Source organism: Kitasatospora sp. NPDC008115 (genome assembly GCF_042957205.1).
Taxonomy (GTDB): Bacteria; Actinomycetota; Actinomycetes; order Streptomycetales; family Streptomycetaceae; genus Kitasatospora.
Genome location: NZ_JBIBHU010000012.1, coordinates 187,803 through 210,668 on the forward strand (window position 1 = coordinate 187,803; position 22,866 = coordinate 210,668).

17 protein-coding genes are annotated in these 22,866 nt (G+C 73.4%); 7 read left to right on the top strand and 10 right to left on the bottom strand.

Features of this window, described 5'->3' with window-relative positions:
* Positions 1 to 109 precede the first annotated feature (109 nt).
* Complete coding sequence (locus ACFZBX_RS17630) at positions 110 to 1,072, top strand: zinc-binding dehydrogenase (RefSeq protein ID WP_391534635.1); 963 nt, start codon at positions 110 to 112, stop codon at positions 1,070 to 1,072.
* Between the two features lie 82 nt (positions 1,073 to 1,154).
* On the opposite strand, the gene ACFZBX_RS17635 is transcribed toward ACFZBX_RS17630, so the two are convergent.
* The 7 genes from ACFZBX_RS17635 to ACFZBX_RS17665 form a co-directional block, all read right to left on the bottom strand.
* Entirely contained in the window at positions 1,155 to 2,252 is a 1,098-nt protein-coding gene (locus ACFZBX_RS17635; protein WP_391534636.1) for a PadR family transcriptional regulator, read from the bottom strand.
* A 1-nt stretch (position 2,253) separates the two neighbouring features.
* Positions 2,254 to 3,171, bottom strand: a complete 918-nt coding sequence (locus ACFZBX_RS17640) for a DUF4097 domain-containing protein (protein ID WP_391534637.1) — start codon at positions 3,169 to 3,171, stop codon at positions 2,254 to 2,256.
* Between the two features lie 221 nt (positions 3,172 to 3,392).
* A complete protein-coding gene (locus ACFZBX_RS17645; protein WP_030309148.1) occupies positions 3,393 to 3,572 on the bottom strand; it encodes a DUF6104 family protein in 180 nt (59 codons plus the stop codon).
* A 48-nt stretch (positions 3,573 to 3,620) separates the two neighbouring features.
* Positions 3,621 to 5,639, bottom strand: a complete 2,019-nt coding sequence (locus ACFZBX_RS17650; RefSeq protein ID WP_391534638.1) for a serine/threonine-protein kinase — start codon at positions 5,637 to 5,639, stop codon at positions 3,621 to 3,623.
* A gap of 257 nt (positions 5,640 to 5,896) precedes the next feature.
* Positions 5,897 to 9,658, bottom strand: coding sequence for a multifunctional oxoglutarate decarboxylase/oxoglutarate dehydrogenase thiamine pyrophosphate-binding subunit/dihydrolipoyllysine-residue succinyltransferase subunit (locus ACFZBX_RS17655; RefSeq protein WP_391534639.1), 3,762 nt, complete (start codon positions 9,656 to 9,658; stop codon positions 5,897 to 5,899).
* Positions 9,659 to 9,974: 316 nt separating this feature from the next.
* Positions 9,975 to 11,105, bottom strand: a complete 1,131-nt coding sequence (locus tag ACFZBX_RS17660) for a sensor histidine kinase (RefSeq protein WP_391534640.1) — start codon at positions 11,103 to 11,105, stop codon at positions 9,975 to 9,977.
* A gap of 82 nt (positions 11,106 to 11,187) precedes the next feature.
* Positions 11,188 to 11,925: a response regulator transcription factor gene (locus tag ACFZBX_RS17665; RefSeq protein WP_344337269.1), complete on the bottom strand. Its 738-nt coding sequence runs from the start codon at positions 11,923 to 11,925 to the stop codon at positions 11,188 to 11,190.
* Between the two features lie 548 nt (positions 11,926 to 12,473).
* On the opposite strand from ACFZBX_RS17665, the gene ACFZBX_RS17670 reads away from it, so the two are divergent.
* The 4 genes from ACFZBX_RS17670 to ACFZBX_RS17685 all read left to right on the top strand — a co-directional run bounded on the left by ACFZBX_RS17670 (position 12,474) and on the right by ACFZBX_RS17685 (position 17,678).
* A complete protein-coding gene (locus ACFZBX_RS17670; RefSeq protein ID WP_391534641.1) occupies positions 12,474 to 13,262 on the top strand; it encodes a rhomboid-like protein in 789 nt (262 codons plus the stop codon).
* A 137-nt stretch (positions 13,263 to 13,399) separates the two neighbouring features.
* Positions 13,400 to 15,796 (top strand): endopeptidase La, encoded by a 2,397-nt coding sequence (lon, locus tag ACFZBX_RS17675; RefSeq protein ID WP_391534642.1) that lies wholly within the window; start codon positions 13,400 to 13,402, stop codon positions 15,794 to 15,796.
* Positions 15,797 to 15,886: 90 nt separating this feature from the next.
* Positions 15,887 to 16,465 carry a GtrA family protein gene (locus tag ACFZBX_RS17680; protein ID WP_391534643.1) on the top strand — a complete coding sequence of 193 codons (579 nt, stop codon included), beginning with the start codon at positions 15,887 to 15,889 and terminating at the stop codon, positions 16,463 to 16,465.
* Positions 16,458 to 17,678, top strand: a complete 1,221-nt coding sequence (locus tag ACFZBX_RS17685; protein WP_391534644.1) for an ROK family protein — start codon at positions 16,458 to 16,460, stop codon at positions 17,676 to 17,678. Before ACFZBX_RS17680 ends, ACFZBX_RS17685 begins: the two co-directional genes overlap by 8 nt.
* Positions 17,679 to 17,703: 25 nt before the next feature.
* Here ACFZBX_RS17685 and ACFZBX_RS17690 read toward each other — a convergent pair whose 3' ends face one another.
* Positions 17,704 to 18,798, bottom strand: a complete 1,095-nt coding sequence (locus tag ACFZBX_RS17690) for an ABC transporter permease (RefSeq protein WP_391534645.1) — start codon at positions 18,796 to 18,798, stop codon at positions 17,704 to 17,706.
* A 112-nt stretch (positions 18,799 to 18,910) separates the two neighbouring features.
* Here ACFZBX_RS17690 and ACFZBX_RS17695 point away from each other — a divergent pair, with 112 nt between their 5' ends.
* Positions 18,911 to 19,399 carry a MarR family winged helix-turn-helix transcriptional regulator gene (locus tag ACFZBX_RS17695; protein ID WP_391534646.1) on the top strand — a complete coding sequence of 163 codons (489 nt, stop codon included), beginning with the start codon at positions 18,911 to 18,913 and terminating at the stop codon, positions 19,397 to 19,399.
* Between the two features lie 119 nt (positions 19,400 to 19,518).
* On the top strand, positions 19,519 to 21,069 hold the full coding sequence (locus ACFZBX_RS17700; RefSeq protein WP_391534647.1) for an MDR family MFS transporter: 1,551 nt from the start codon (positions 19,519 to 19,521) through the stop codon (positions 21,067 to 21,069).
* Positions 21,070 to 21,361: 292 nt separating this feature from the next.
* On the opposite strand, the gene ACFZBX_RS17705 is transcribed toward ACFZBX_RS17700, so the two are convergent.
* Together ACFZBX_RS17705 and ACFZBX_RS17710 are read right to left on the bottom strand one after the other, a co-directional pair.
* The gene (locus ACFZBX_RS17705; RefSeq protein WP_391534648.1) at positions 21,362 to 21,619 is read right to left on the bottom strand and encodes a hypothetical protein; all 258 of its coding nucleotides are present in this window, start codon (positions 21,617 to 21,619) and stop codon (positions 21,362 to 21,364) included.
* Between the two features lie 28 nt (positions 21,620 to 21,647).
* Positions 21,648 to 22,844: an anion permease gene (locus ACFZBX_RS17710; RefSeq protein ID WP_391534649.1), complete on the bottom strand. Its 1,197-nt coding sequence runs from the start codon at positions 22,842 to 22,844 to the stop codon at positions 21,648 to 21,650.
* Positions 22,845 to 22,866: the final 22 nt, after the last annotated feature.

Consider the following 22,866-nt stretch of genomic DNA (forward strand, 5'->3'; position numbering starts at 1 on the left):
CGGGGGCATCCCGACACCCCCCACGGGGGGTAAGAGCCACAGCCCCGGGACGCGCGTCACAGTCACGCGTTGTTCCGGGGCCCGGGGCGTTCTGGCTATCGTCCGGGGCATGTTTGCTGCCTACGCCGCACGAATCGACGCCGACGACCCGCTGAGCGGGCTGGAGTTGGGCGAACGCCCCGAACCGCGGGCCCGCCCCGGGTGGAGCGTGGTCACCGTCCGGGCCGCCAGCCTGAACCACCACGACCTGTGGTCGCTGCGCGGGGTCGGACTGCCCGCCGAGAAGCTGCCGATGATCCTCGGCTGCGACGCCGCCGGCGTCGACGAGCACGGCAACGAGGTGGTCCTGCACTCCGTGATCGGCCAGAGCGGGCACGGGGTCGGGCCCGACGAGCCGCGCTCGCTCCTGACCGAGCGCTACCAGGGCACCTTCGCCCAGCAGGTGGCCGTCCCCACCTGGAACCTGCTGCCCAAGCCCGCCGGGCTCTCCTTCGAGGAGGCCGCCTGCCTGCCCACCGCGTGGCTGACGGCCTACCGGATGCTGTTCACCAACGCCGGGGTGAAGCCCGGTGACACCGTCCTGGTGCAGGGCGCCGGCGGTGGGGTGTCCACCGCGCTGGTGGTCCTCGGCAAGGCGGCGGGCCTGCGGGTCTGGGTCACCGGCCGGGACGAGGCCAAGCGGGCCCGGGCGGTGGAGCTGGGCGCCGACGCGGCCTTCCCGAGCGGGGCCCGGCTGCCCGAGCGGGTGGACGCGGTGATGGAGACGGTCGGCGCGGCCACCTGGTCGCACTCGGTGAAGTCGCTGCGCCCGGGCGGCACGATCGTCATCTCCGGTGCCACCTCCGGCCCCAACCCGCCGGCCACCGAGCTGAACCGGATCTTCTTCCTGGAGCTGAAGGTGGTCGGCTCGACCATGGGCACCAAGGAGGAGCTGGCCGGGCTGCTCTCGCTCTGCGCCACCACCGGCGTCCGCCCGGTGATCGACTCGGTGCTGCCGCTGACCGCGGCCCCCGAGGCGCTCGCCCGGCTGGCCGGGGGCGATGTCTTCGGCAAGATCGTGCTGACCCCCTGACCCCCTGACCCCCTGACCCCTTCCCGACGCGCCGGCGCCCGGCACCCCCGCGAGGGGTACCGGGCGCCCGGGGTCCACCGGCTCAGCCGAGCAGGCGCTTCAGCCGCTCGCCGGCCGCGCCGATCACGTCGCGGGCCTCGGCGAGCCGCTCGGTCGTCACCCCGCCGTCCCTGGCCGCGTCGCGGACCTGGTCGCGGAACCGGTCGAGCAGCCGCTCCAGCTCCCGGGCCGGGTCGCCGGCCGGGTCGGTGGCGGCCCACGGCGGCGGGTCGGCCGGGGCCGCGCCGGCCGGCTCGTCCTTGTCCAGGTCGATCCGGGTGACGGTGACCCGCTCCGCGGCGGGCGCACCGGCGGCGGGCCCGGCCTTCTCCTCGGACGGGTGGCCCCAGCGGGCCGCGTCGGCGAGCCCGGCGAGCCCCTTGGTCAGCTCGGAGAGCCCCTCGGCCAGGCCGGTCGGCCAGTCGCCGCGCGCCGCGTGGTCGCGCACCTGCTGCTCGACCCGGCGCTTGATCCGCAGGGCCTCCTGCTGGGCGGCCGTACGGGCCGCCCTGGACTGCTCGCGCAGCCGACGGGCCTCCTCCTCGGCCGCCTTGGCCTTGGCCTTGGCGGCCTTCTCCTGCTCCTTGGCCCGCTTGGCCTGCTCCTTGGCCTGCCGCTTGAACTGGGCGAACTCCTCCTTGGCGCGCTGCCAGGCGGCCTGGTCGCCCCACGGTCCGGCCCACGGGTTGCCACCGCTCCGGTCCGCGTACCCCGCGCCGTCCCCGTCCTCCGCCTCCGGCCGCGGGGCGCTCCGGCGGGCCTGCTCGGCCGCGCCCCAGAGCTCCTCGCGCAGGTCCTTGGCGCTGTCCCGGACATCCTCGCGGATCGCCCCGGCCAGCTGGGCCACCGAGTCGTGGATCTCCAGCTCCAGCTCGTCGAGCTCGCCCTGGCGGGCGGCGAGCTCGGTGCGGCCCGCGTCGGTGAGCCGGTAGACCTTGCGGCCGCCCTCGGTGCTGTGCGCGACCAGTCCCTCCTGCTCCAGCTTGGCCAGCCGGGGGTAGACGGTGCCGGCGGAGGGCGCGTACAGGCCCTGGAAGCGCTCCTCCAGCAGGCGGATCACCTCGTAGCCGTGGCGCGGGGCCTCGTCGAGCAGCTTCAGCAGGTAGAGCCGGAGCCGGCCGTGGCCGAAGACGGGGGTCATGTCAGGCCTCCTTGGTGAGGTCGGGGCCGGTGGACGGGCCGTCCCCGGCGGGCAGCTCCCGGACGGCGGACCGGGCGTCGTCCTCGGCGTCCGGCCGGTGCAGCACGGTGACCGCGCCGGAGACGGTGGTGACCGAGAGGCTGCCCTTGCCGTCGCCGAGCTGGCCGGAGAGGCGCTTGGTGCCCCAGCTGCCGCCGACCTTGAGCTGCTCGAAGGTGGAGGAGAGGTCGCCGCTGGTGGTGCCGGCCTCGACCTTGGTGTCGGCCAGCGAGGGGAGCCGGACGCCGACCGCGCCGCTGACCGTGTTGACCTTGATCTCGGTCGGGGTGGCGGCCGCGAGGTCCAGGGTGACCGCGCCGGTGACCGAGTTGGCGGACACCTTCTCGGCGGTGCCGGCGACCACGGTCAGCCGGCCGGAGACGGTGTTGAGTCCGAGCCGGCCGGCCACCGACTGGGCGTCCACGTCACCGGTGACCGTCCTGGCCTCGGTCCGGCCGGCCAGGCCGACCAGGGTGACGTCGGCGTTGGCGGTCTGCGTCGAGACATTCCCGGTGATCCCGGAGACCGTCGTCGCGGCGGAGACGGTGCCGACCTTGACCTCGGTGCCGGCCGGCACGGTCAGGGTGACCGAGGCGGTCCGCTTGCGCTTGAAGGAGGAGAAGAAGCCCTTCACCGACTCGACCGACTTGAGGACGTCACCGAACTCGTTCCAGCTGCTGAGGTCCTTGTAGGTGACGGTCAGCACGCCGTCGACCAGGGTGACGTGCAGCGGCTCGCCCGTGAGTTCGGTGACCTCCAGGCGGGCGGGGCCCTCGGCGGCGACCACGTTGACGGTGCCGTCGATGGTCCGCACCTGAAGGCTCCGGACCGTCTCCTCGATGGTGATCCTGTCGGGTCCTTCGACCGTCCACTGGCTCATCTCTGCCGCCTCCCGTTTCGGACTCGCGATGTATCGCGTTCTCTCTTTTAAAGACGATATATCGCGTGACGGCGAAGTCAAGGGAGTCCCACCCCGAGGCCGACCCGGAGCGGACCCGGAGACCCGCCCCTACGGGGAGCACGCGAAAGGGCCCGGAGGCGGTTGCCTCCGGGCCCTGGCGACGGCCGCTCACCGGGTCGTCCGGTCACTCGGTCACCTGGTCACTCGTCGTCCTCGTCGTCGAGCCGCGCCAGCCAGGTGGCCAGCCGCTCGACCGGGACCTCGAAGTCCGGGTTGAGGTCGACGAACTCGCGCAGGCGCTCGGCGAGCCACTCGAAGGTGACCTCCTCGTCGCCGCGCCGGCTCTCCAGTTCCTCGATGCCGCGGTCGGTGAAGTACACGGTTCGCTCCGGTCCGATGGGGATTCGACCTGGTCAGGATAGACCGGGTCAGCTGGCCCGCCAGGTGGAGAGGGAGACCTTGGCGGCGCCGGTGGTGGGGTCGGCGACCTCCACGGCGGCGATGGCGATGTTGCGGGTGGTCCGGTCGCGGATGCAGAGCAGCCGGCCCGGGGTGACCCGGTTGAAGGTCAGGTCGGTGTCCGGCCGGGAGTCGATCGCGACGGCGCACTGCTCCGGGGTGACGGTCGCCTCGGTGATCACCGCGAAGTCGGACTTGTTGTCGCCCACGCTCTCGAAGGAGTCGGCCCGGCTGCCGCTGGAGGTGGACTCCCGGCTGAGGCCGAGCCCCCACTTCAGGTCGGAGCCGCGCGGCACCACGGTGCCGGCCGTGAGGTCGATCCGGTAGGCCTCGCTGGAGTACTCGGCGGCGGGGATGGCGAGCGACTTCTTCTCCAGCACCGGCTGGTAGCCGACCGGCCGGGCCGGCGCGGTGACCCCGCCGGCCGAGGCCGAGCCACTGGGCGCCGCGCTGACCGGCACCGAGCTCGGGGTGGGGGCCGTGGCGGACGGCGTGGTGGCGGAGGGGGTGGCGGCCGCCGGCGGGGTGGTGGCCGGCGGGGCGGCGGGCTGCGCGCTCCCCTGGCCGCCCTGGGCGCTGTTCTGCTTGTTGTCGTCCTTGCCGAGCTTGGACACCAGCACCACGCCCCCGGCCGTGCCGCCGAGCGCCATCACCAGGGCGACGGTCAGCAGCACCTTCCAGGAGACGCCGCCCTTGCGGGCCGGCTCCGGCGCGGGCGCCGCGAGGTCGGTGACCACCGGTCCGGGCGGCGGGGTGTCGTAGGACGGCGGCTCCTGGCGCAGCTGGACGGTGGGCGGGGCGCCGAGCAGCGGGCCGGTCGGGGCCTCGGTGGGCGTCTGCGCGGCGCCGTACGCGCCGAGCGGCGGCGGGACGAAGCCGGGCGGCGGGGTGTCCGGCAGGGCGGGGCCGAACCCGGGCGGCGGCGGGCCGAAGGACGGCGCGGTGGCCGGGTGGGTGGGCGGCGCGGCCGGTGCGGGCGGCGGCGTCGCGGAGACCGGGCCGGTCGGCGGGCCGGCCGGGGGAGCGGGCAGCGGGGTGGGCGGCGTCTTCGGCAGGTCCGAGCGGCGGGTGATCTCGGTGTTCACCTGCTTGGGCAGCCAGTCGTCGGAGAACCGCAGCTGCCCGCCGACGGCCGGGTGGTTGCGGGCGATGTCGATGATCTCGGCGGGCTTCGGGCGGTCCTCGGGGGACTTCGCGAGGCAGCGCAGGAGCAGCTCGCGCAGCCCGGCCGGGACGGCGTCCAGGTCGGGCTGCTCGTGCACCACCCGGTAGAGCACGGCGGTGTCCGGGCCGTCGCCGAACGGCGCGGCGCCGCCCGCCACGTACGCGGCCAGCGCGCCGAGCGCGAACACGTCGGTGGCCGGGGTGACCGGGCGGCCCTGGGCCTGCTCGGGCGACATGAAGGCGGGGGAGCCGATCCGGTAGCCGGTGCCGGTGAGCGCGGTGGCGTCGGCGGCCCGGGCGATGCCGAAGTCGATCACCCGGGGGCCGTCGCCGGCCACCAGGACGTTGGCCGGCTTGAGGTCGCGGTGGACCACCTCGACGCTGTGGATCGCCTGCAGCGCCTCGGCGATGCCGCCCATCAGCAGCAGCACGGTGCGGACCGGCAGCGCGCCGTTCTCCCGCACCACCTGCTGCAGGGACGGCCCGGGGACGTACGCGGTGACCAGCCACGGGGCGTCGCCGTCCAGGCCGCCGGAGTCGATCACCTGGGCGGTGTAGAGGCCGTGGATCCGCTGGGCGTTGGACACCTCCTGGGCGAACCGGCGGCGGAACTCGCCGTCCTCGGCGAACTCGGGGCGGACCACCTTGAGCGCCACCGGCCGGCCGCCGGGCGTGTACGAGAGGTAGACCCGGCCCATGCCGCCGGCCCCGAGCCGGGCGAACAGCCGGTAGCCGCCGACCTCCCGGGGGTCGTCCGGATGCAGCGGCTGGAAGACCGGCGGGAGCGGTGCGGCGGTGGCGTCCCGTGGCGTGTCGGCGGTCATGCGGTTGATCCCCCTGGGAGAGCGGTGAGTTCCACCGACCGCCGGGCGGGCGCGGTGACGGGCGTCCGGGCGGCGGTCTGGCGCTCCATAACCTATCGATCCGTCAGGACTCCGCGCAGGTCGGTACCGGTTTGGTTGCAGAGCTGGGACCTTCGCACACACCCCGTGCACCGCCCCGGAACGGCGGCGGCCCCCGTGCTCCTGGAGTCCAGGGGCACGGGGGCCGTGGTGCCGGGTTCACGCGGCCGACCGGAGGGTCAGAGCGTGAAGATCTCCTCCAGCAGCTGCTGCTGCTCGGCGGTGTGCCGCTTGGCCGAGCCGACCGCGGGGGCCGAGGAGGCCGTGCGGGCGACGCGGCGCAGGCGCGGGCCGTCCGCGCTGCGGCCGATGACGACCTGGAGGTGGTCGACCAGGTTCATGGCGATGAACGGCCAGGCACCCTGGTTGGCCGGCTCCTCCTGCGCCCAGACGAACTGGACGTCGTCGCCGTAGCGGGCCAGCTCCTCCTGGAGCTCGGCCACCGGCAGCGGGTAGAGCCGCTCGACCCGGACGATCGCCGTGTCGGTGATGCCGCGCTCGGTGCGGGCCGCCTCGACGTCGTAGTAGAACTTGCCGGCGGTGATGACCACCTTGCGGACCTGCGCCGGGTCGACGGTGGAGTCGCCGATGACCGGGCGGAACGAGCCGGACAGGAACTCCTCGGTGGCGCTCGCCGCGGCCTTCAGACGCAGCATCGACTTCGGGGTGAAGACGACCAGCGGCTTGTGGTGCGGGTTGTGCGCCTGCCAGCGGAGCAGGTGGAAGTAGTTCGACGGCAGGGTCGGCATGGCGACCGTCATGTTGTTCTGCGCGCACAGCTGGAGGAAGCGCTCCGGGCGGGCGGACGAGTGGTCCGGGCCCTGGCCCTCGTAGCCGTGCGGCAGGAGCAGGGTGACGCCCGAGTGCTGGCCCCACTTCTGCTCGGCGGAGGCGATGTACTCGTCCACCATGGTCTGCGCGCCGTTGACGAAGTCGCCGAACTGCGCCTCCCACATGACCAGCGCGTTCGGGCGGGTCAGCGAGTAGCCGTACTCGAAGCCCATCGCCGCGTACTCGGACAGCAGGCTGTCGTACACGGTGTAGCGGGCCTGGTCCTCGGTGAGGTACTGCAGCGGGGTGTAGTCCTCGCCGGTGGCCCGGTCGATCAGCACGGCGTGCCGCTGGCCGAAGGTGCCGCGGCGGCTGTCCTGGCCGGCCAGGCGGACCGGGTGGCCCTCCATGAGCAGCGAGCCGATGGCGAGGCTCTCGCCCATCGCCCAGTCGATGGTGTTGTCCTCGACCGAGGCGGCGCGGCGCTGGAGCTGCGGCAGCAGGCGCGGGTGGACGGTCAGCCAGTCTGGCAGGTTGACCTGGGAGGCGGCGATCCGCTTGACCATCTCCTGGGAGATGCCGGTGTGGATGGTCACCGGGAAGTCGGCGACCGGCTTGCCGCCGGTGGCCGGGGCCGGCGCCTGGGCGGCGTCGCGGACCTCGGCGAAGACCTTCTCCAGCTGGCCCTGGAAGTCCTGGAGCGCCTGCTCCGCCTCTTCCATGGTGATGTCGCCGCGACCGATCAGGCCCTCGGTGTACAGCTTGCGCACCGAGCGCTTCTTGTCGATCAGGTCGTACATCAGGGGCTGGGTGAACGACGGGTTGTCGGCCTCGTTGTGACCGCGGCGGCGGTAGCAGATGAGGTCGATCACCACGTCCTTGTGGAACTCCTGGCGGAACTCGAAGGCGAGCCGCGCGACGCGGACCACGGCCTCCGGGTCGTCGCCGTTCACGTGGAAGATCGGGGCCTCGATCATGCGGGCCACGTCGGTGCAGTACATCGAGGAGCGGCTGGAGGCCGGGGCGGCGGTGAAGCCGACCTGGTTGTTCACCACGACGTGCACGGTGCCGCCGGTGCGGTAGCCGCGCAGCTGCGACATGTTCAGGGTCTCCGCGACGACGCCCTGGCCGGCGAAGGCCGCGTCGCCGTGGATCTGGATCGGCAGCACCGGGAAGGTGGTGCCGCCCTGGTCCAGGATGTCCTGCTTGGCGCGGGCGATGCCCTCGACGACCGGGTCCACGGCCTCCAGGTGGGAGGGGTTGGCGGCCAGCGAGACCTTGATGGTCTCGCCGTCCAGGCCGGTGAAGGTGCCCTCGGAGCCCAGGTGGTACTTCACGTCGCCGGAGCCGTGCATCGACTTCGGGTCGAGGTTGCCCTCGAACTCGCCGAAGATCTTGCCGTACGGCTTGCCGACGATGTTGGCCAGCACGTTCAGGCGGCCGCGGTGGGCCATGCCGATGACGGCCTCGTCGAGGCGGTGCTCGGCGGCGGCGTCGATGGTGGCGTCGAGCAGCGGGATGAGCGACTCGCCGCCCTCCAGCGAGAAGCGCTTCTGGCCGACGTACTTGGTCTGCAGGAAGGTCTCGAACGCCTCGGCGGAGTTCAGCCGGCGCAGGATGCGCAGCTGCTCCTCGCGCTCCGGCTTGGTGTACGGCTTCTCCAGGCGCTCCTGCAGCCACTTGCGCTGCTTCGGGTCCTGGATGTGCATGTACTCGATGCCGACGGTGCGGCAGTAGGTGTTGCGCAGCAGGCCGAGGATGTCGCGGAGCTTCATCATCCGCTGGCCGCCGAAGCCGCCGACCGCGAACTCGCGCTCCAGGTCCCACAGGGTGAGGCCGTGGGTGGTGACGTCCAGGTCGGGGTGCTTGCGCTGCTTGTACTCCAGCGGGTCGGTGTCGGCCATGAGGTGGCCGCGGACCCGGTAGGAGTGGATCAGCTCCATGACGCGGGCGGTCTTGTTGACCTCGTCGTCGTGGGTGGTGGCGACGTCGGTGGCCCAGCGGACCGGCTCGTACGGGATCCGCAGCGACTCGAAGATCTCGTCGTAGAAGCCGTTCTGGCCGAGCAGCAGCTGGTGGATCGTGCGCAGGAACTCGCCGGACGCCGCGCCCTGGATGACGCGGTGGTCGTAGGTCGAGGTCAGCGTCATGATCTTGGAGACGCCGAGGCGGGCCAGGGTCTCCGGGGCGGAGCCCTGGAACTCGGCCGGGTACTCCATGGCGCCGACGCCGACGATGGTGCCCTGGTTCTGCATCAGGCGCGGCACGGAGTGCACGGTGCCGATGCCGCCGGGGTTGGTCAGCGAGACCGTGACGCCGGTGAAGTCGTCCATGGTCAGCTTGTTGGCGCGGGCCCGGCGGACGATGTCCTCGTAGGCCTGCCAGAAGCCGAAGAAGTCGAGGGTCTCGGCCTTCTTGATGGCCGCGACGACGAGCTGGCGGTCGCCGTTCGGCTTGACCAGGTCGATGGCCAGGCCGAGGTTCACGTGCTCGGGCTTGACCAGGTAGGACTTGCCGTCCTCCACCTTGTAGCTGTGGTTCATGCCCGGGGAGGCCTTGACGGCCTGGACCAGGGCGTAGCCGATCAGGTGGGTGAAGGAGACCTTGCCGCCGCGGGCGCGCTGCAGGTGGTTGTTGATGACGATGCGGTTGTCGATCAACAGCTTGGCCGGGACGGCGCGCACCGAGGTCGCGGTCGGCACCTCCAACGAGGCGTCCATGTTGGTGGCGACGGCCTTGGCCGGGCCGCGCAGCTGGACCAGCTGGGGGCCGGTGGGCTCGGCGGCGGGCGCGGGGGCCGGGGCGGCGGCCTTGGGCGCCGGCGGCGCGGCGGGAGCGGCGGCGAGCGGCGCGGCGGGCGTCGCCGGGGCGGCCGGGGCCGGCTGCACCGGCGCGGGGGCCGGGGCGGCGGGGGCCTGGGCCGCCGGAGCGGCGGCGGGCGCGGGGGCGGCGGCGGGGGTCGGCGTAGCGCCGGCCTGAGTCGCGGCCTGGGTCACTGGGGTCACCTCGGTACCGGGCTTGTAGTCGGCGAAAAAGTCCCACCAGGCTCGGTCGACCGAGTTCGGGTCCTGGAGGTACTGCTGGTAGATCTCGTCGACGAGCCACTCATTGGGGCCGAAGCCAGTGGAGCTTGCCGAGCTGTTGGGGTGTTCAGGGGACTGTGGCGACACGGCGGCAACCGCCCTCTTCCGCTTCCTTTTGGGATGTTTGGACAGCGGGGATTAAGGCTACGCCTCCGACCGGTGATCGCGCAGTCCCCGGGGGGTAGGCGTCGCCCAGATCACAGTCCTGACCTGCGCTTTGGCTGAAAATGTGCGTTAGAAACCGGCATCGGAGGGGAACCGACCGCTTCCGACCACCCAAAAAATGGGGTCAAAAGCGGACAAAGTAGGGTTTGGAGCCCCGGGCGAAGCTCTGTGTCGGATCTGTGACATTCGTCCGCTTCACCCGGGGCCGGGTCCTCCTCGCGCCCGTCCTCCGCCCGCGTCAGCGCGGCCCGGGCAGCCGGACCTCGATCCGGCAGCCGCGGGCGGCCTCGGCGACCTCGATCCGCCCGCCGTGCAGGTCCACCGCCCAGCGGGCGATGGCCAGCCCGAGGCCGGTCCCGCCGTCGGCGCCGGGCCCGGCGGCGGTCGCGGTGCCGCTGCGGCCGAACCGCTCGAAGACCCTGGCGCGGTCCGCCGCGGGGATGCCGGGACCCTCGTCCTCGACCTCCAGCAGCAGCGAGCCGGGCCCCTCGTCGGGCCGGGCGCGCACGGTCACGGTGCCGCCGGGCGGGGAGTGCTTGCAGGCGTTGTCGACCAGGTTGGCGACCACCTGGTGGAGCCGCTCCGGGTCGGCGACGCCGGTCAGGCCCACCGGGCTCACCTCCAGCGCGAGCCGGACGTCGCCGCGCCGGGAGAACGCCCCGCCCGCCGTGGCGCCGTCCACGGTGACCCCGCGCAGCACGCCGTCGAGGAACTCGCGCACCTCGAAGGGGCGGGCGTCCAGGTCGACCACGCCGTCGTCGATCTTGGAGAGGTCGAGCAGGTGGGCGACCAGCCGGCCGAGCCGCTCGGTCTGCTCCAGCGCGGCACCCAGGGTCGCCGGGTTCGGCTGGACGACGCCGTCGACCACGTTCTCCAGCACGGCGTGCAGCGCGGCGATCGGCGTGCGCAACTCGTGCGAGACGTTGGCGACCAGTTCGCGGCGGTGCCGGTCGGCCGCCTCCAGGTCGGCCGCCATCTGGTTGAAGGTGGCGGCCAGCTCGCCGATCTCGTCGCGCGAGTTCACCTCGACCCGGCGGCTGTAGTCGCCGGAGGCCATCGCGCGGGCGGCGGCGGTCATGTCGCGCAGCGGGGCGGTCAGCCCGTGCGCGAGGAACTGCATGAAGAGCAGTGAGGCGATCATCGAGAAGATCATGATGATCCGGATCTGGGTCTCGGACCGGATCGCCACGACCACCATGCCGGTGGCCAGGAAGACCGAGACGATCACCAGGAGGGCGAGTTTGCCCTTGATCGAGCGGACCGGGTCCAGCGGCCGGATGTCGGCCCAGACCCGTTTCGCGGCGCGGGCGGCCAGAGTGGGCGGCCGGCTGCCGTCGAGGTCCCCGTTGCGTTGCTGTGGAAAGGTCATTGGTCCCCTGTGATCCCCCGCGTGGGTGCGCACGGCGGTCGGGACACGGGCCCCCGGCGGCCCGGTGTCCGAAGGTGCGGCGCTACGAGAGCGGGGCCTCCAGCGCGTATCCGACGCCGTGCACGGTGCGGATCCAGCTGGCGCCGATCTTGCGGCGCAGCGCCTTGACGTGGCTGTCGACGGTGCGGGTGCCGGACGCGTCCGTCCAGTCCCAGACCTCGGCCAGCAGTTGCTCACGGGTGAGCACGGCGCGCGGCTGGGCGGCCAGGCAGGCGAGCAGGTCGAACTCGGTCGGCGTCAGGTGGACGTCGCCCGAGGCCAGCCGGACCCGGCGCTGCACGTGGTCGATCTCCAGTTCACCGAAGCGCAGGCTGCCGAGCGCCGGCGTGCGGGCGGCCTGCTGGGCGCGCTCGACGCGGCGCAGCAGCACATTGACCCGGGCGGCCAGTTCGCGCATGGAGAAGGGCTTGGTCATGTAGTCGTCGGCGCCGACGCCGAGGCCGACCAGCAGGTCCGTCTCGTCGTCCCGCGCGGTGAGCATCAGGACCGGTACCGGGCGCTGGGCCTGGATCCGTCGGCACACCTCCAGGCCGTCGAAGCCGGGCAGCATGATGTCGAGGACGACGAGGTCGGGCTGCCAGGTGTGGAAGCCGTCGACGGCGCCCGGGCCGTCGTGGGCCACGGCGACCTTGAAGCCCTCCGCGCCCAGCCGGGCCGCGATGGACTCGGCGATCGTGGGCTCGTCCTCGACCACCAGCACTCTGCGCTGACTGCTCACCGTGCCGCCGGCGTTCTGGTTGTCCTGCTGAATTTCTGTCACGGTCACGCCACCGCCCCCAGGGCTGCGGGCCGGCCATCTGTGGGGATGGCGAAGGCTCCGCTCGTAGTCTTGTTCCGTCGTGGACTGTGCCGGGTCCGCCGTCCCGTCGCGTACTGCGGGGTCGGCGAGCGGTGTGCGCCGCTCACTTCTCCCACGCACCTCGCAGCGTACGGACAGCGGGTGATTCCCGGCAGGTGGACCGGGCATTTCCGGCCCGTGGGCCGGCCTGCCGGGCCGGTCGTCGGGCCCACTGGGAAGTGGGCACGGGCCGATACCTTACCCGGCGTTTTTTCACTCCGTAACGGTACGTATGCACATCAGTTGGCGCCAAGCCGCCGGTCAGCGGGGATGGGTGTGCGTATAGGGGGAGAAGGTCTGGACCAATTCGGGTACCCGGCGATCATGCCGCGCCCAGGGTTCTCCCAGCCGGCTCCCAGCCGCCGCCCGTACCGTGGCCACGACAAATCGCGGGGGCGGGATTTCCCGGACGCGCCGGTACGTTGGACACGCGCGGGAGCGACGGCCGCGGGCGGCGGAGCGGAGGCGGCATGGCGGAGCGACGGGTGCGCGCCGGGCGCGGCGGGCCGCCGTACGCGATGCTCCGGCACGGCCTGCGGGCCGGGGCGGTCGAGTGGCTGCTGGCCCGGGTGCCGACCCCGGGGCGCAACCCCTTCGCGCTCGGCTACCTCGCCGTGGTCGGCGCCACCACCGCCTTCGCCTCGCTGGCCGACCCGGACCTCGTCCAGCGGCTCCAGGAGGCGTCCAGCTCGGACGGGCACAACCTGCTGAGCCACCCGCTGCGCGCGCTGCTGCTCAGCGGCTTCTGGGTGGCCGGCACCGACTGGGTGCCCTACCTGTGGACCTTCGCCCTCACCGTCGCGCCGCTGGAGCGCCGGGTCGGCCCCGCCCGGGCGGCCGTGGTCTTCGCCGCCGGGCACATCGGCGCCACCCTGCTCTCGCAGGGCGTGGTGATCGTCGCGGTGGAGAGCGGGCGGCTGGGGCCGGCCGCGATGGACCACCTGGACATCGGCGTCAGCTACGGCGTGCTGGCCAGCCTCGGCGCGCTGGCCGGGCTGCTGCGGCCGGGCGGCCGGGCGGTCGCGCTCGGGCTGGCCGGGGCGCTGATCGTCGAGCAGATCGCCGGCGACCGGGACCTCGTCACCGGGGTCGGCCATCCGGCGGCGCTGCTGACCGGGGTGGCGCTGTGGCGGTGGCTGCGCCGCTGGGACGGGCACCGGCCGTGCCGGACCCGGCTCGGGGCGTCCGCCGAGCGCCCCCGGAAAGCGCCCGCGCCGGCCTCCGCGCCGGGCCGGGCCGCGGCCCTGGACCGCTGCTGAGCCGGGTCCGGCCCGGTTTTTGACGGGACCACCAGGGGTCCTTCACCGTTCGCTCACGGCGAACGAGGCCCGGGGAACATCCGGCGCCCGCACAGCCTTAGTCAGGTCGACTCAAGTTCGCTGACTGGGGAGAGATCATGGCATCGACGTCCACACCGCTCACCCTGCCCGTGCTGCCGCTCGACGACGAGGTCGTCCTGCCGGGCATGGTCGTGCCGCTGGACCTGAAGGACGCCGAGGTCCGCGCCGCCGTCGAGGCCGCGCGCGCCGCCGCCACCGGCACCGGGAAGCCCCAGGTCCTGCTGGTCCCGCGGGTGGACGGCTCGTACGCGGCGGCCGGCACCCTCGCCACCGTCGAGCAGGTCGGCCGGCTGGCCGACGGCGACCCGGCCGCGCTGGTCCGCGCGGTGCGCCGGGTGCGGATCGGCGTCGGCACCACCGGGCCGGGCGCCGCGCTCTGGGTGGAGACCACGCCGTTCCGGGAGTCCTCGGTCGGCACCCCGGTGGCCGGGCGCGCCGCCGAACTGGTCAGGGAGTACAAGAGCCTGTCCACCCAGTGGCTGCGCAAGCGCGGCGCCTGGCAGATCGTCGACCGGGTGGCCGCCATCGAGGGCGTCGGCGAGCTCGCCGACAACATCGGCTACGCCTCCTTCGCCACCGCCGAGCAGAAGCTCAAGGTGCTGCTGGAGGCCGACCAGGTCGCGCGGCTGGAGTACGCGCTCGGCCTGCTCCGCGACCACCTCGCCGAGGAGGAGGTCAACGACACCATCCGCAAGGACGTCGAGGAGGGCGTCGCCAAGCAGCAGAAGGAGTTCCTGCTGCGCCGCCAGCTGGAGGCCGTCCGCAAGGAGCTGGCCGAGCTGAACGGCGACCCGGCCGGCGAGGAGGACGACTACCGCGCCCGGGTCGAGGCCGCCGACCTGCCCGAGAAGGTCCGCGAGGCGGCGCTCAAGGAGGTCGACAAGCTGGAGCGCTCCAGCGAGCAGTCGCCCGAGGGCTCGTGGATCCGCACCTGGCTGGACACCGTCCTGGAGCTGCCCTGGAACGAGCGCACCGAGGACTCCTACGACATCGCCGGCGCCCGCGCGGTGCTGGACGCCGACCACGCCGGCCTGGCCGACGTGAAGGAGCGCATCGTCGAGTACCTGGCCGTCCGCAAGCGCCGGGCCGACCAGGGGCTCGGGCTGGTCGGCGGCCGCCGCGGGGGCGCGGTGCTGGCGCTGGTCGGCCCGCCCGGCGTCGGCAAGACCTCGCTCGGCGAGTCGGTGGCCCGCGCCATGGGCCGGGAGTTCGTCCGGGTCGCGCTCGGCGGCGTCCGGGACGAGGCGGAGATCCGCGGCCACCGGCGCACCTACGTCGGCGCGCTGCCCGGCCGCATCGTCCGGGCGCTCAAGGAGGCCGGCTCGATGAACCCGGTCGTGCTGCTCGACGAGATCGACAAGGTCGGCTCCGACTACCGGGGCGACCCGGCCGCCGCGCTGCTGGAGGTGCTCGACCCGGCGCAGAACCACACCTTCCGCGACCACTACCTGGAGGTCGAGCTGGACCTCTCCGACGTGGTCTTCCTCGCCACCGCCAATGTGCTGGAGGCCATCCCCGAGCCGCTGCTCGACCGGATGGAGCTGGTCCGCCTGGACGGCTACACCGAGGACGAGAAGGTCGTCATCGCCCGTGACCACCTGCTCCCGCGCCAGCTGGAGAAGGCCGGGCTCGGGGACGGGGAGGTCGCGGTCGACGAGCCGGCGCTGCGCAGGCTGGCCGGCGAGTACACCCGGGAGGCCGGCGTCCGGAACCTCGAACGGGCCATCGCCCGGGTGCTGCGCAAGATCGCCGCACAGAGCGAGCTGGGCGAGCGCGAGCTGCCCGCCGCGATCGGCGCCGACGACCTGCGGGCCCTGATCGGCCGGCCGCACCACGTGCCGGAGGCGGCCCAGGAGCCCGCCGAGCGGCGCACCGCGGTGCCCGGCGTGGCCACCGGACTGGCGGTCACCGGGGCCGGCGGCGACGTCCTCTACATCGAGGCCTCGCTCGCCGACGCCGAGACCGGCGGCACCGGGCTGACCCTGACCGGCCAGCTGGGCGACGTCATGAAGGAGTCCGCGCACATCGCGCTCTCCTACCTGCGCTCGCGCGGCGCGGAGCTGGAGCTGCCGGTCACCTCGCTGCGCGACCGCGGCGTGCACCTGCACGTCCCGGCCGGGGCCGTCCCCAAGGACGGGCCGAGCGCCGGCATCACCATGACCACGGCGCTGGCCTCGCTGCTCTCCGGGCGCAAGGTGCGCACCGACGTGGCGATGACGGGCGAGGTGTCGCTGACCGGGCGGGTGCTGCCGATCGGCGGTGTGAAGCAGAAGCTGCTCGCCGCCGACCGGGCCGGGATCACCACGGTGGTCATCCCCAGGCGCAACGAGCCCGACCTGGACGACGTCCCCGCGGAGGTGCTGGAGCGGCTGACCGTGCACCCGGTCGCGGACGTCCGGGAGGTGCTGGAGCTGGCCCTGGAGCCGGCCGGCGTGCTGGTGGCGGCGGCCTGACGGCCCCGGCCCCGGTCCGCCCCGCGGCCCGTCCCGTCCCGGTGCGCCGCCGGACGGGACGGGCCGCGGGGCGCGTGCCAGACTGCGAGGGTGCCGTCCTTGACCCAGCGCGTCCTGGCCCGGGTGCCGGAGCGGGTGCGACCCCTCCTGGTCCGGCACCGGAGCCTGGTGAAATTCCTGCTGGTCGGCAGCGGCTGCTTCGCCCTGACCCTGCTGATCAACTACGCGCTGCGGCTCACCCTGCTGGAGCGCAAGCCGGTGGTGGCGCTCACCGTGGCGACGGTGGCCGGCACCGCCGTCTCCTACCTGCTCAACCGGCGGTGGAGCTTCCGCTCCTCCTGGCGGCGGCGCGAACCGCTGCTGTTCCTGCTGGTGAGCGCCGTCGCCATCGGCGTCAACGTCCTGCCGCTGATCGTCTCGCGCTACCTGTTCGACCTGCGCGAGCCGCAGGTCAGCGCGGTCGCCCAGGAGGTGGCCGACTTCCTGAGCGGGATGGTGCTGGGCACCTTCGCGGCGATGCTGTTCCGGTTCTGGGCCATGCGGCGCTGGGTGTTCACCCGGGTGGAGCAGTCCCTCGTCGCGGGCACCGGCGGCACGGGTGGCGCGGGCGGGCAGCTGGGTCCGCGGGTGCGGTCGGCGGAGGCCGGGGCGGGTGAGAGCGATGGGTGAGAGGGGCGGCGCCGGGGGCGCGGCCGGGCCGGCGAGCCAGCAGGGGATGCGCCGCAGCAATCTGGCCCTGGTGCTCCGGGTCATCTCCCGCACCCCGCGCTCGCGCGCCGAGGTGGCCGCCGAGAGCGGGCTGACCAGGGCCGCCGTCTCCTCGCTCGCCGAGGAGCTGATCGCGGCCGGACTGGTGGTCGAGGAGGGCCCGGCCACCCCCAGCGGCAAGGTCGGCCGGCCCGGCACCGCGCTCGGGCTCAACCCGGACGGCCCGGCCGGCCTCGGCGCCGAGATCGGGGTGGAACACCTGGGCGCCTGCGTGGTCGACCTGCGCGGCGAGGTCCGTGCCTGGCGCCGCCAGGACATCCGCAACCGGGGCCGGCGGCCCGCCGCCGTGATGGCCGACCTCGCCGAGCTGGTCCGCCGGGCCGCCGCCGACGCCGCACTGCGCCCGGCCGGGCTGGCGCTGGCCGTACCCGGACTGGTCGGCGCCGAGGGCGCGCTGCTCCAGCGGGCCGCCAACCTGGACTGGCGGGACGTCGCGGTCGCCGCCGAACTGCGGCTCGCGCTGCGCGCCGCCGGCGCGCCGGACCTCGCCGAGCTCCCGCTGCGGGCCGACAACGAGGCCAACCTCGGCGGCCTCGCCGAGCTCTGGCTGGGCGGCGGGCCCGAGCACTTCCTGCACGTCTCCGCCGAGGCCGGGATCGGCTCGGCGATCATCGTCGACGGCCGGCTGCTGCGCGGCGCGCGCGGCTACGCGGGCGAGCTGGGCCACGTCCCGGTGCACCCCGAGGGGCCGCGCTGCGCATGCGGGGCGCACGGCTGCCTGGAGCAGTACGCGGGGGAGTCGGCGGTGCTGCGCGCGGCCGGGCTGGAGGGCATCCGGGGCGACTGGGTGGCGCTGCTCGCCGAGCGGGCCGAGGCCGCGGACGAGGAGGTGCGCGGGGCGCTCGACGGCGCCGGGACGGCGCTGGGCATCGCGGCGGCCGGGGCGGTCAACCTGCTGGACCCGTCCGAGGTGGTGCTGGGCGGCGGCTATGCCCAGCTGGCGCCCTGGTTGCTGCCCGCGATGCGGGCCGAGCTGGCCGCCCGGGTGACCGTCCGCCCGTGGTCGCACGAGCGGCTGACGGTCTCCCGGCTGGGCCGCCGCGGCCCCCTGCTGGGGGCCGCGGTCGGCGTGGTCCGCTCACTGCTCGCCGACCCGGGGCGGCTGCAGGAGTAGTCGTTCCGGTCCTTGACCGGCCGCTTCAGTCCTTGACCAGCTCGCGGCTCAGGTGCGAGGGGCGGCCGACGACGGCGGCCAGGGTGATGCCGACGCCGACCAGCGCCCAGGCCAGCAGGACCAGCAGCGGCTGGGTCATGGCGCTGCCGTCGAAGTAGGCGATCGAGCGGGTGGCGTCGGTGCCGGCGCCGTTCGGGAACCAGGCCCCGATCGCCCGCCAGAACGCCGGCATCATCGGCGGCGGGAAGACGCCGCCGGCGCTCGGGTTGCCGAGCACCACGAACAGCAGCACCGCGACGCCGATGCCGATGACGTCGAACAGGCACTGCATGGCCATGGTGAACGCGCCGACCGCGAAGACCACCAGTGCGCCGACCGCGGACAGCGCCAGGAACGGGCCGGGCAGCGCGTCCAGGATCGTCTGGACGATCAGCGCGCCGCCGATGCCGGCCGCGACCGAGTACAGCGCCAGGGTGCCGAGCCGGATCAGCGCCCGGTTGGCGTTGGCCGGCTTGGCGCCGGCGCTGACGCCGAGGATCGAGGCGACCAGGTAGCCGCCGACGCACCAGCCGATCACCAGGTAGAAGGAGGAGAGGCCGTTGGCGTCGCCCTTGGCGAGCGGCACGACGTCCTGGACGACGACCGTGCGGCCCTGGCTCTTCTCCAGGCCGGTGACGATGGACTCGGCGGCCTTGGCGGCGGACGTCCCGCGCGCGTTGGCGACCAGCAGCACGTCCTCGGTGGAGGCCGGGTCGACCACCAGCGCGGCGTAGATCCGCTGGTCCTTGAGCAGTTGGGTGGCGCTCTCCGCGTCCGGCGCGGTGGAGGCCTTCACGGCGTCGTCCGGGACCGACTCCAGGCCCTGGACCAGCTGGGGGGCGACCTGCGGCGGGGCGACCACCGCGATCGACAGCTCGTGCGGCTTCGGCTGGTGCAGCGCGCCCACGTAGGAGGTGACGAAGCCCAGCTGGAGGAGCAGCACGCCGATCACCAGCAGCGCGGCGCGCGGGGTGACGGCGCCCTTCAGCTCGGCGGCGAAGCCCTTCCTCGGCGCGGCCGGCCCGGCTGCGCGCTCCGGTGCCGCGGTGGGCCCTGGTTCCTGCTGCCCTGGGACGGTCATGCACATCTCCTTGCGTATCGGGGGAAACCGGGTACTTAATAGCATGAACTAGTTTCGCCGAGGTTTCTCCCGCGCCGGGGACGGGCGGGGTGTGCTGCGGGATACTGACGCGGTGAGTACGCCGAACGAAGACCGCGCCGGGGGCCGGCCGGACGAGGATCCGCTGATGGCGGTCGAGCGCGAGGTCGGGGTGCTGTTCCGGCGCGGCCGGGCCCGGATGTCCGAGCTGTCCCGGCGGGTCCACCCTCAACTGGAGGGCATGGCGTACAGCCTGCTGAGCCACGTCGAGCAGGCCGGTCCGGTCCGGGTGACCGACATCGGCGTCCACTTCGCGGTCGGCAAGGCGACGATCAGCCGGCAGATCAGGGCGCTGGAGGAACTGGGCCTGCTGGCCCGGGAGGCGGACCCGCAGGACCGCCGCTCCGCGCGGGTCACGCTCACCGAGGACGGCCGGCGGCGCTTCCTGGCCGCCCGGGCGGCGCGGATGGGCCGGGTGCGGGAGCTGATGGGCGGCTGGCCGGAGGAGGATGTGGCGCGCTTCGCCGATCTGTTGCACCGCTTCAACGACGTGGTCGGCGAGGCGGCCGCGCCGACCGATTGAGCGGTGGACGCGAGGGGCCCGGGCCGGGATCGGTCCGGGCTTTACTTGTTCTTGACGAATGTTGCCTAGGTCAACCATCGGCCTTATGGTTGCTGCAGGCAACTATCCGAAGGACCTCGATGACCGTCACCGCCACGCCTGCCGCGACCGGAGCCGCCGACACCGCCGACCAACCGATGACGCACCGGCAGGTGATGGAGGCACTCTCCGGCCTGCTGCTCGGACTCTTCGTCGCCGTGCTCTCGTCGACCGTCGTCTCCAACGCGCTGCCGCGCATCCTCACCGACCTGCACGGCGGCCAGTCCGCCTACACCTGGGTGATCACCGCCACCCTGCTCACCCTCACCGCCTCCACCCCGATCTGGGGCAAGCTCTCCGACCTCGCCAGCAAGAAGCTGCTGCTGCAGATCGCGCTGGTGATCTACATCGCCTCCTCCGCGCTGGCCGGCCTCTCGCAGAACACCGGCCAGCTGATCGCCTGCCGGGCCCTCCAGGGCATCGGCGCCGGCGGTGTCACCGCCCTCGCCCAGATCTGCCTGGCCGCGATGGTCCCGCCGCGCGAGCGCGGCCGGTACAGCGGCTACTTCGGCGCCGTCTTCGCGCTGGCCACCATCGGCGGCCCGCTGATCGGCGGCGTCATCGTCGACACCTCCTGGCTCGGCTGGCGCTGGTGCTTCTACGTCGGCATCCCGTTCGCCGTGGTCGCGATCCTGGTGCTCCAGCGCACCCTGAAGCTGCCCGTGGTCAAGCGCAAGGTGAAGATCGACTACCTGGGCGCCCTGGTGATCACCGCCGCGGTCAGCCTGCTGATGATCTGGATCACCCTGGCCGGCAAGAACTACGCCTGGCTCTCCTGGCAGACCGCGGTCATGGTCGGCGGCGGACTGCTGCTCGGCGCGATCGCCGTCGCCGTCGAGCGCCGCGCCGCCGAGCCGATCATCCCGCCGCACCTGTTCCAGCACCGGACGGTCACCCTGGCCGCGCTGGCCAGCGTCCTGGTCGGCATCGGGATGTACGGCGCGACCACCTTCCTCAGCCAGTACTTCCAGCTCGCCCGGGACAAGTCCCCGACCGTGGCGGGCCTGATGACCCTGCCGATGATCCTCGGCCTGGCCGTCTCCTCCACCGTCGCCGGCAAGCTGATCACCAAGTACGGCAAGTGGAAGGCCTTCCTGGTCAGCGGCACGCTGCTGCTGGCGGTCGGCTTCGCCCTGCTCGGCACCGCCCGGGCCGACACCGACTACGTGCTGCTCTCCGTCTACATGGCGGTCACCGGCGTCGGCCTCGGCCTCACCATGCAGAACCTCGTCCTCGCCGTCCAGAACACCGTGCCGCGCGCGGAGCTCGGCGCGGCCAGTTCGGTCGTCACCTTCTTCCGCACCATGGGCGGCGCGATGGGCGTCTCGGCGCTCGGCGCGCTGATGAACAACCGGGTCGGGCACTACCTCGCCGAGAACCTCGCCGACGCGGGCGTCCCGGCCGGCGGCGGCTCGCTCGGCGACGGCATCCCGGACCTGAGCAAGCTGCCCGCGCAGCTGGTGCCGCTGGTCACCGACGCCTTCGGGCACGGTGTCGGCGTGATCTTCCTGGTCGCGGCGCCGTTCGCACTGCTGGCCTTCGTCACGGTGCTGTTCATCCGCGAGACCGCGCTGCGCACCGGCCAGGACTGACGCCCGGGCACGACACAACGCCGGAGGGCCGGGAGTGGGGAACCGCTCCCGGCCCTCCGGCCTGCTGTCGTGGTGCTTCGCCCGTCGTCCTGCGGCTCGCCCGGGAGGGCGCACGGCGCACGGCGCACGGAGGCCACTCTCGTCGCGCGGCTTCCCTGCCGGTGTTCATCGTCGCGCTGTCCGCGTACGGGGCCGCGCTGCGCACCGGCCGCTGACTGAGTGCCCGGCCCGGGTACGCCGGAGGGCCGGGCGCGGTGATCCGCTCCCGGCCCTCCGGCCTGCTGTCGTGGCGCTACTTGTCGGCGATGAGCATCAGGCCGTAGAGGACGGCCGCGCCGCAGACGGCGAAGCAGGCGTACGCGCCGGCCAGGGCCAGCCGGCCGCCGGTCGCCGGGGCCGCGCTCGGGCCGGCCGCCTCGCGGTGCGCGGTGAGCGTGGCTTCGCGGCGGGACAGGGCCAGGATGCCGAGCGCGAAGACGGCGACCACGCCGACGGTGACGCCGAAGCTGATACCGGCGGTCTGGGCAAGGGCGGTCCACTTGATGTGCATGGTGTTCGAGCTCCTCAGCCGGCGGCGGTCAGGCCGCGACCGTGGTCGAGGCGGGGGTGGTCGGGGCGGCCGTGGCGGCGGCGGGCACGGTGGCCGGGTCGGTCCCGGCCGGGGTGACGTCGGTGGTGTCGTTGACGTTGTCCGCGTCGACCGGCTGGCGGCGGGAGATGACCCACATCGCGGCCGAGCCGGCCACCAGCGCGGCGCCGACCAGGGCGACGCCCCAGTTCCCGCGCTCGGCCAGGAAAGCGGCGAGTCCGCCCACGGTGGCGGCGGCGGGCAGGGTCAGGCCCCAGGTGTAGACCATGCGGCGGACCATGCCCCAGCGCAGCTCGGCCTTCGGGCCGCCGAGGCCGGCGCCCATGATGCCGCCGGAGCAGACCTGGGTGGTGGAGAGGCCGAAGCCCATGGAGGAGGAGGTCAGGATGACCGTCGCGGCGGCCGACTCGGAGGCGAAGCCCTGACGCGGGGTGATGTCCGCCAGGCCGCTGCCCATCGAGCGGATGATCCGCCAGCCGCCCATGTAGGTGCCGATCGCGATCGCGGCGCCGGCCGAGACGATGACCCAGGTGGGGGGCAGTGCGCCGGTCGGCAGGGCGCCGACCGAGACCAGCGTCAGGGTGATGATGCCCATCGTCTTCTGGGCGTCGTTGGTGCCGTGCGCCAGCGAGATCAGCGAGGAGGAGAAGATCTGGCCGGTGCGGAAGCCCTTGCCGACGGCCTCCTCGCCGCTCTTGCGGGTGATCGCGAAGGCGAGCTTGGTGGCGCCCCAGGAGGCCAGGCCGGCCACCAGCGGGGAGGCGATCGCCGGGATGAGGATCTTGCTGACCACGGTGTCGAAGTTGACGCCGTTGGCGCCGACGCCGACCACGGTGGCGCCGATCAGGCCGCCGTAGAGCGCGTGCGAGGAGCTCGACGGCAGGCCGCGCAGCCAGGTCAGCAGGTTCCAGAGGATGGCACCGGCCAGTGCGGCGAAGATGATCTCCGGATGGATGCCGGTTTTCTCGTTGACGATGCCACCGGAGATGGTGGTGGCGACCTTCACGGAGAGGAACGCGCCCGCGAAGTTGAGGAGGGCCGCGATGGCGACCGCGATCTTCGGCCTGAGGGCTCCCGTGGCGATGGAGGTGGCCATCGCGTTGGCGGTGTCGTGGAACCCGTTGGTGAAGTCGAAGGCGAGCGCCGTGATGATCACAACGGCCACCAGGAACGAGATGTGTTCCATACCCAAACAATCGTCGTAGTTG

Excerpts from the sequence above, each read along its gene's own strand:
- ACFZBX_RS17685 (WP_391534644.1), top strand. The coding sequence starts at position 16,458 with ATGGGTGAGAGGGGCGGCGCCGGGGGCGCGGCCGGGCCGGCGAGCCAG.
- ACFZBX_RS17710 (WP_391534649.1), bottom strand. The coding sequence starts at position 22,844 with ATGGAACACATCTCGTTCCTGGTGGCCGTTGTGATCATCACGGCGCTC.
- ACFZBX_RS17700 (WP_391534647.1), top strand. The coding sequence starts at position 19,519 with ATGACCGTCACCGCCACGCCTGCCGCGACCGGAGCCGCCGACACCGCC.
- ACFZBX_RS17670 (WP_391534641.1), top strand. The coding sequence starts at position 12,474 with ATGGCGGAGCGACGGGTGCGCGCCGGGCGCGGCGGGCCGCCGTACGCG.
- ACFZBX_RS17635 (WP_391534636.1), bottom strand. The coding sequence starts at position 2,252 with ATGACCCCCGTCTTCGGCCACGGCCGGCTCCGGCTCTACCTGCTGAAG.
- ACFZBX_RS17660 (WP_391534640.1), bottom strand. The coding sequence starts at position 11,105 with ATGACCTTTCCACAGCAACGCAACGGGGACCTCGACGGCAGCCGGCCG.
- ACFZBX_RS17640 (WP_391534637.1), bottom strand. The coding sequence starts at position 3,171 with ATGAGCCAGTGGACGGTCGAAGGACCCGACAGGATCACCATCGAGGAG.
- ACFZBX_RS17705 (WP_391534648.1), bottom strand. The coding sequence starts at position 21,619 with ATGCACATCAAGTGGACCGCCCTTGCCCAGACCGCCGGTATCAGCTTC.
- ACFZBX_RS17690 (WP_391534645.1), bottom strand. The coding sequence starts at position 18,798 with ATGACCGTCCCAGGGCAGCAGGAACCAGGGCCCACCGCGGCACCGGAG.
- ACFZBX_RS17630 (WP_391534635.1), top strand. The coding sequence starts at position 110 with ATGTTTGCTGCCTACGCCGCACGAATCGACGCCGACGACCCGCTGAGC.
- lon (WP_391534642.1), top strand. The coding sequence starts at position 13,400 with ATGGCATCGACGTCCACACCGCTCACCCTGCCCGTGCTGCCGCTCGAC.
- ACFZBX_RS17650 (WP_391534638.1), bottom strand. The coding sequence starts at position 5,639 with ATGACCGCCGACACGCCACGGGACGCCACCGCCGCACCGCTCCCGCCG.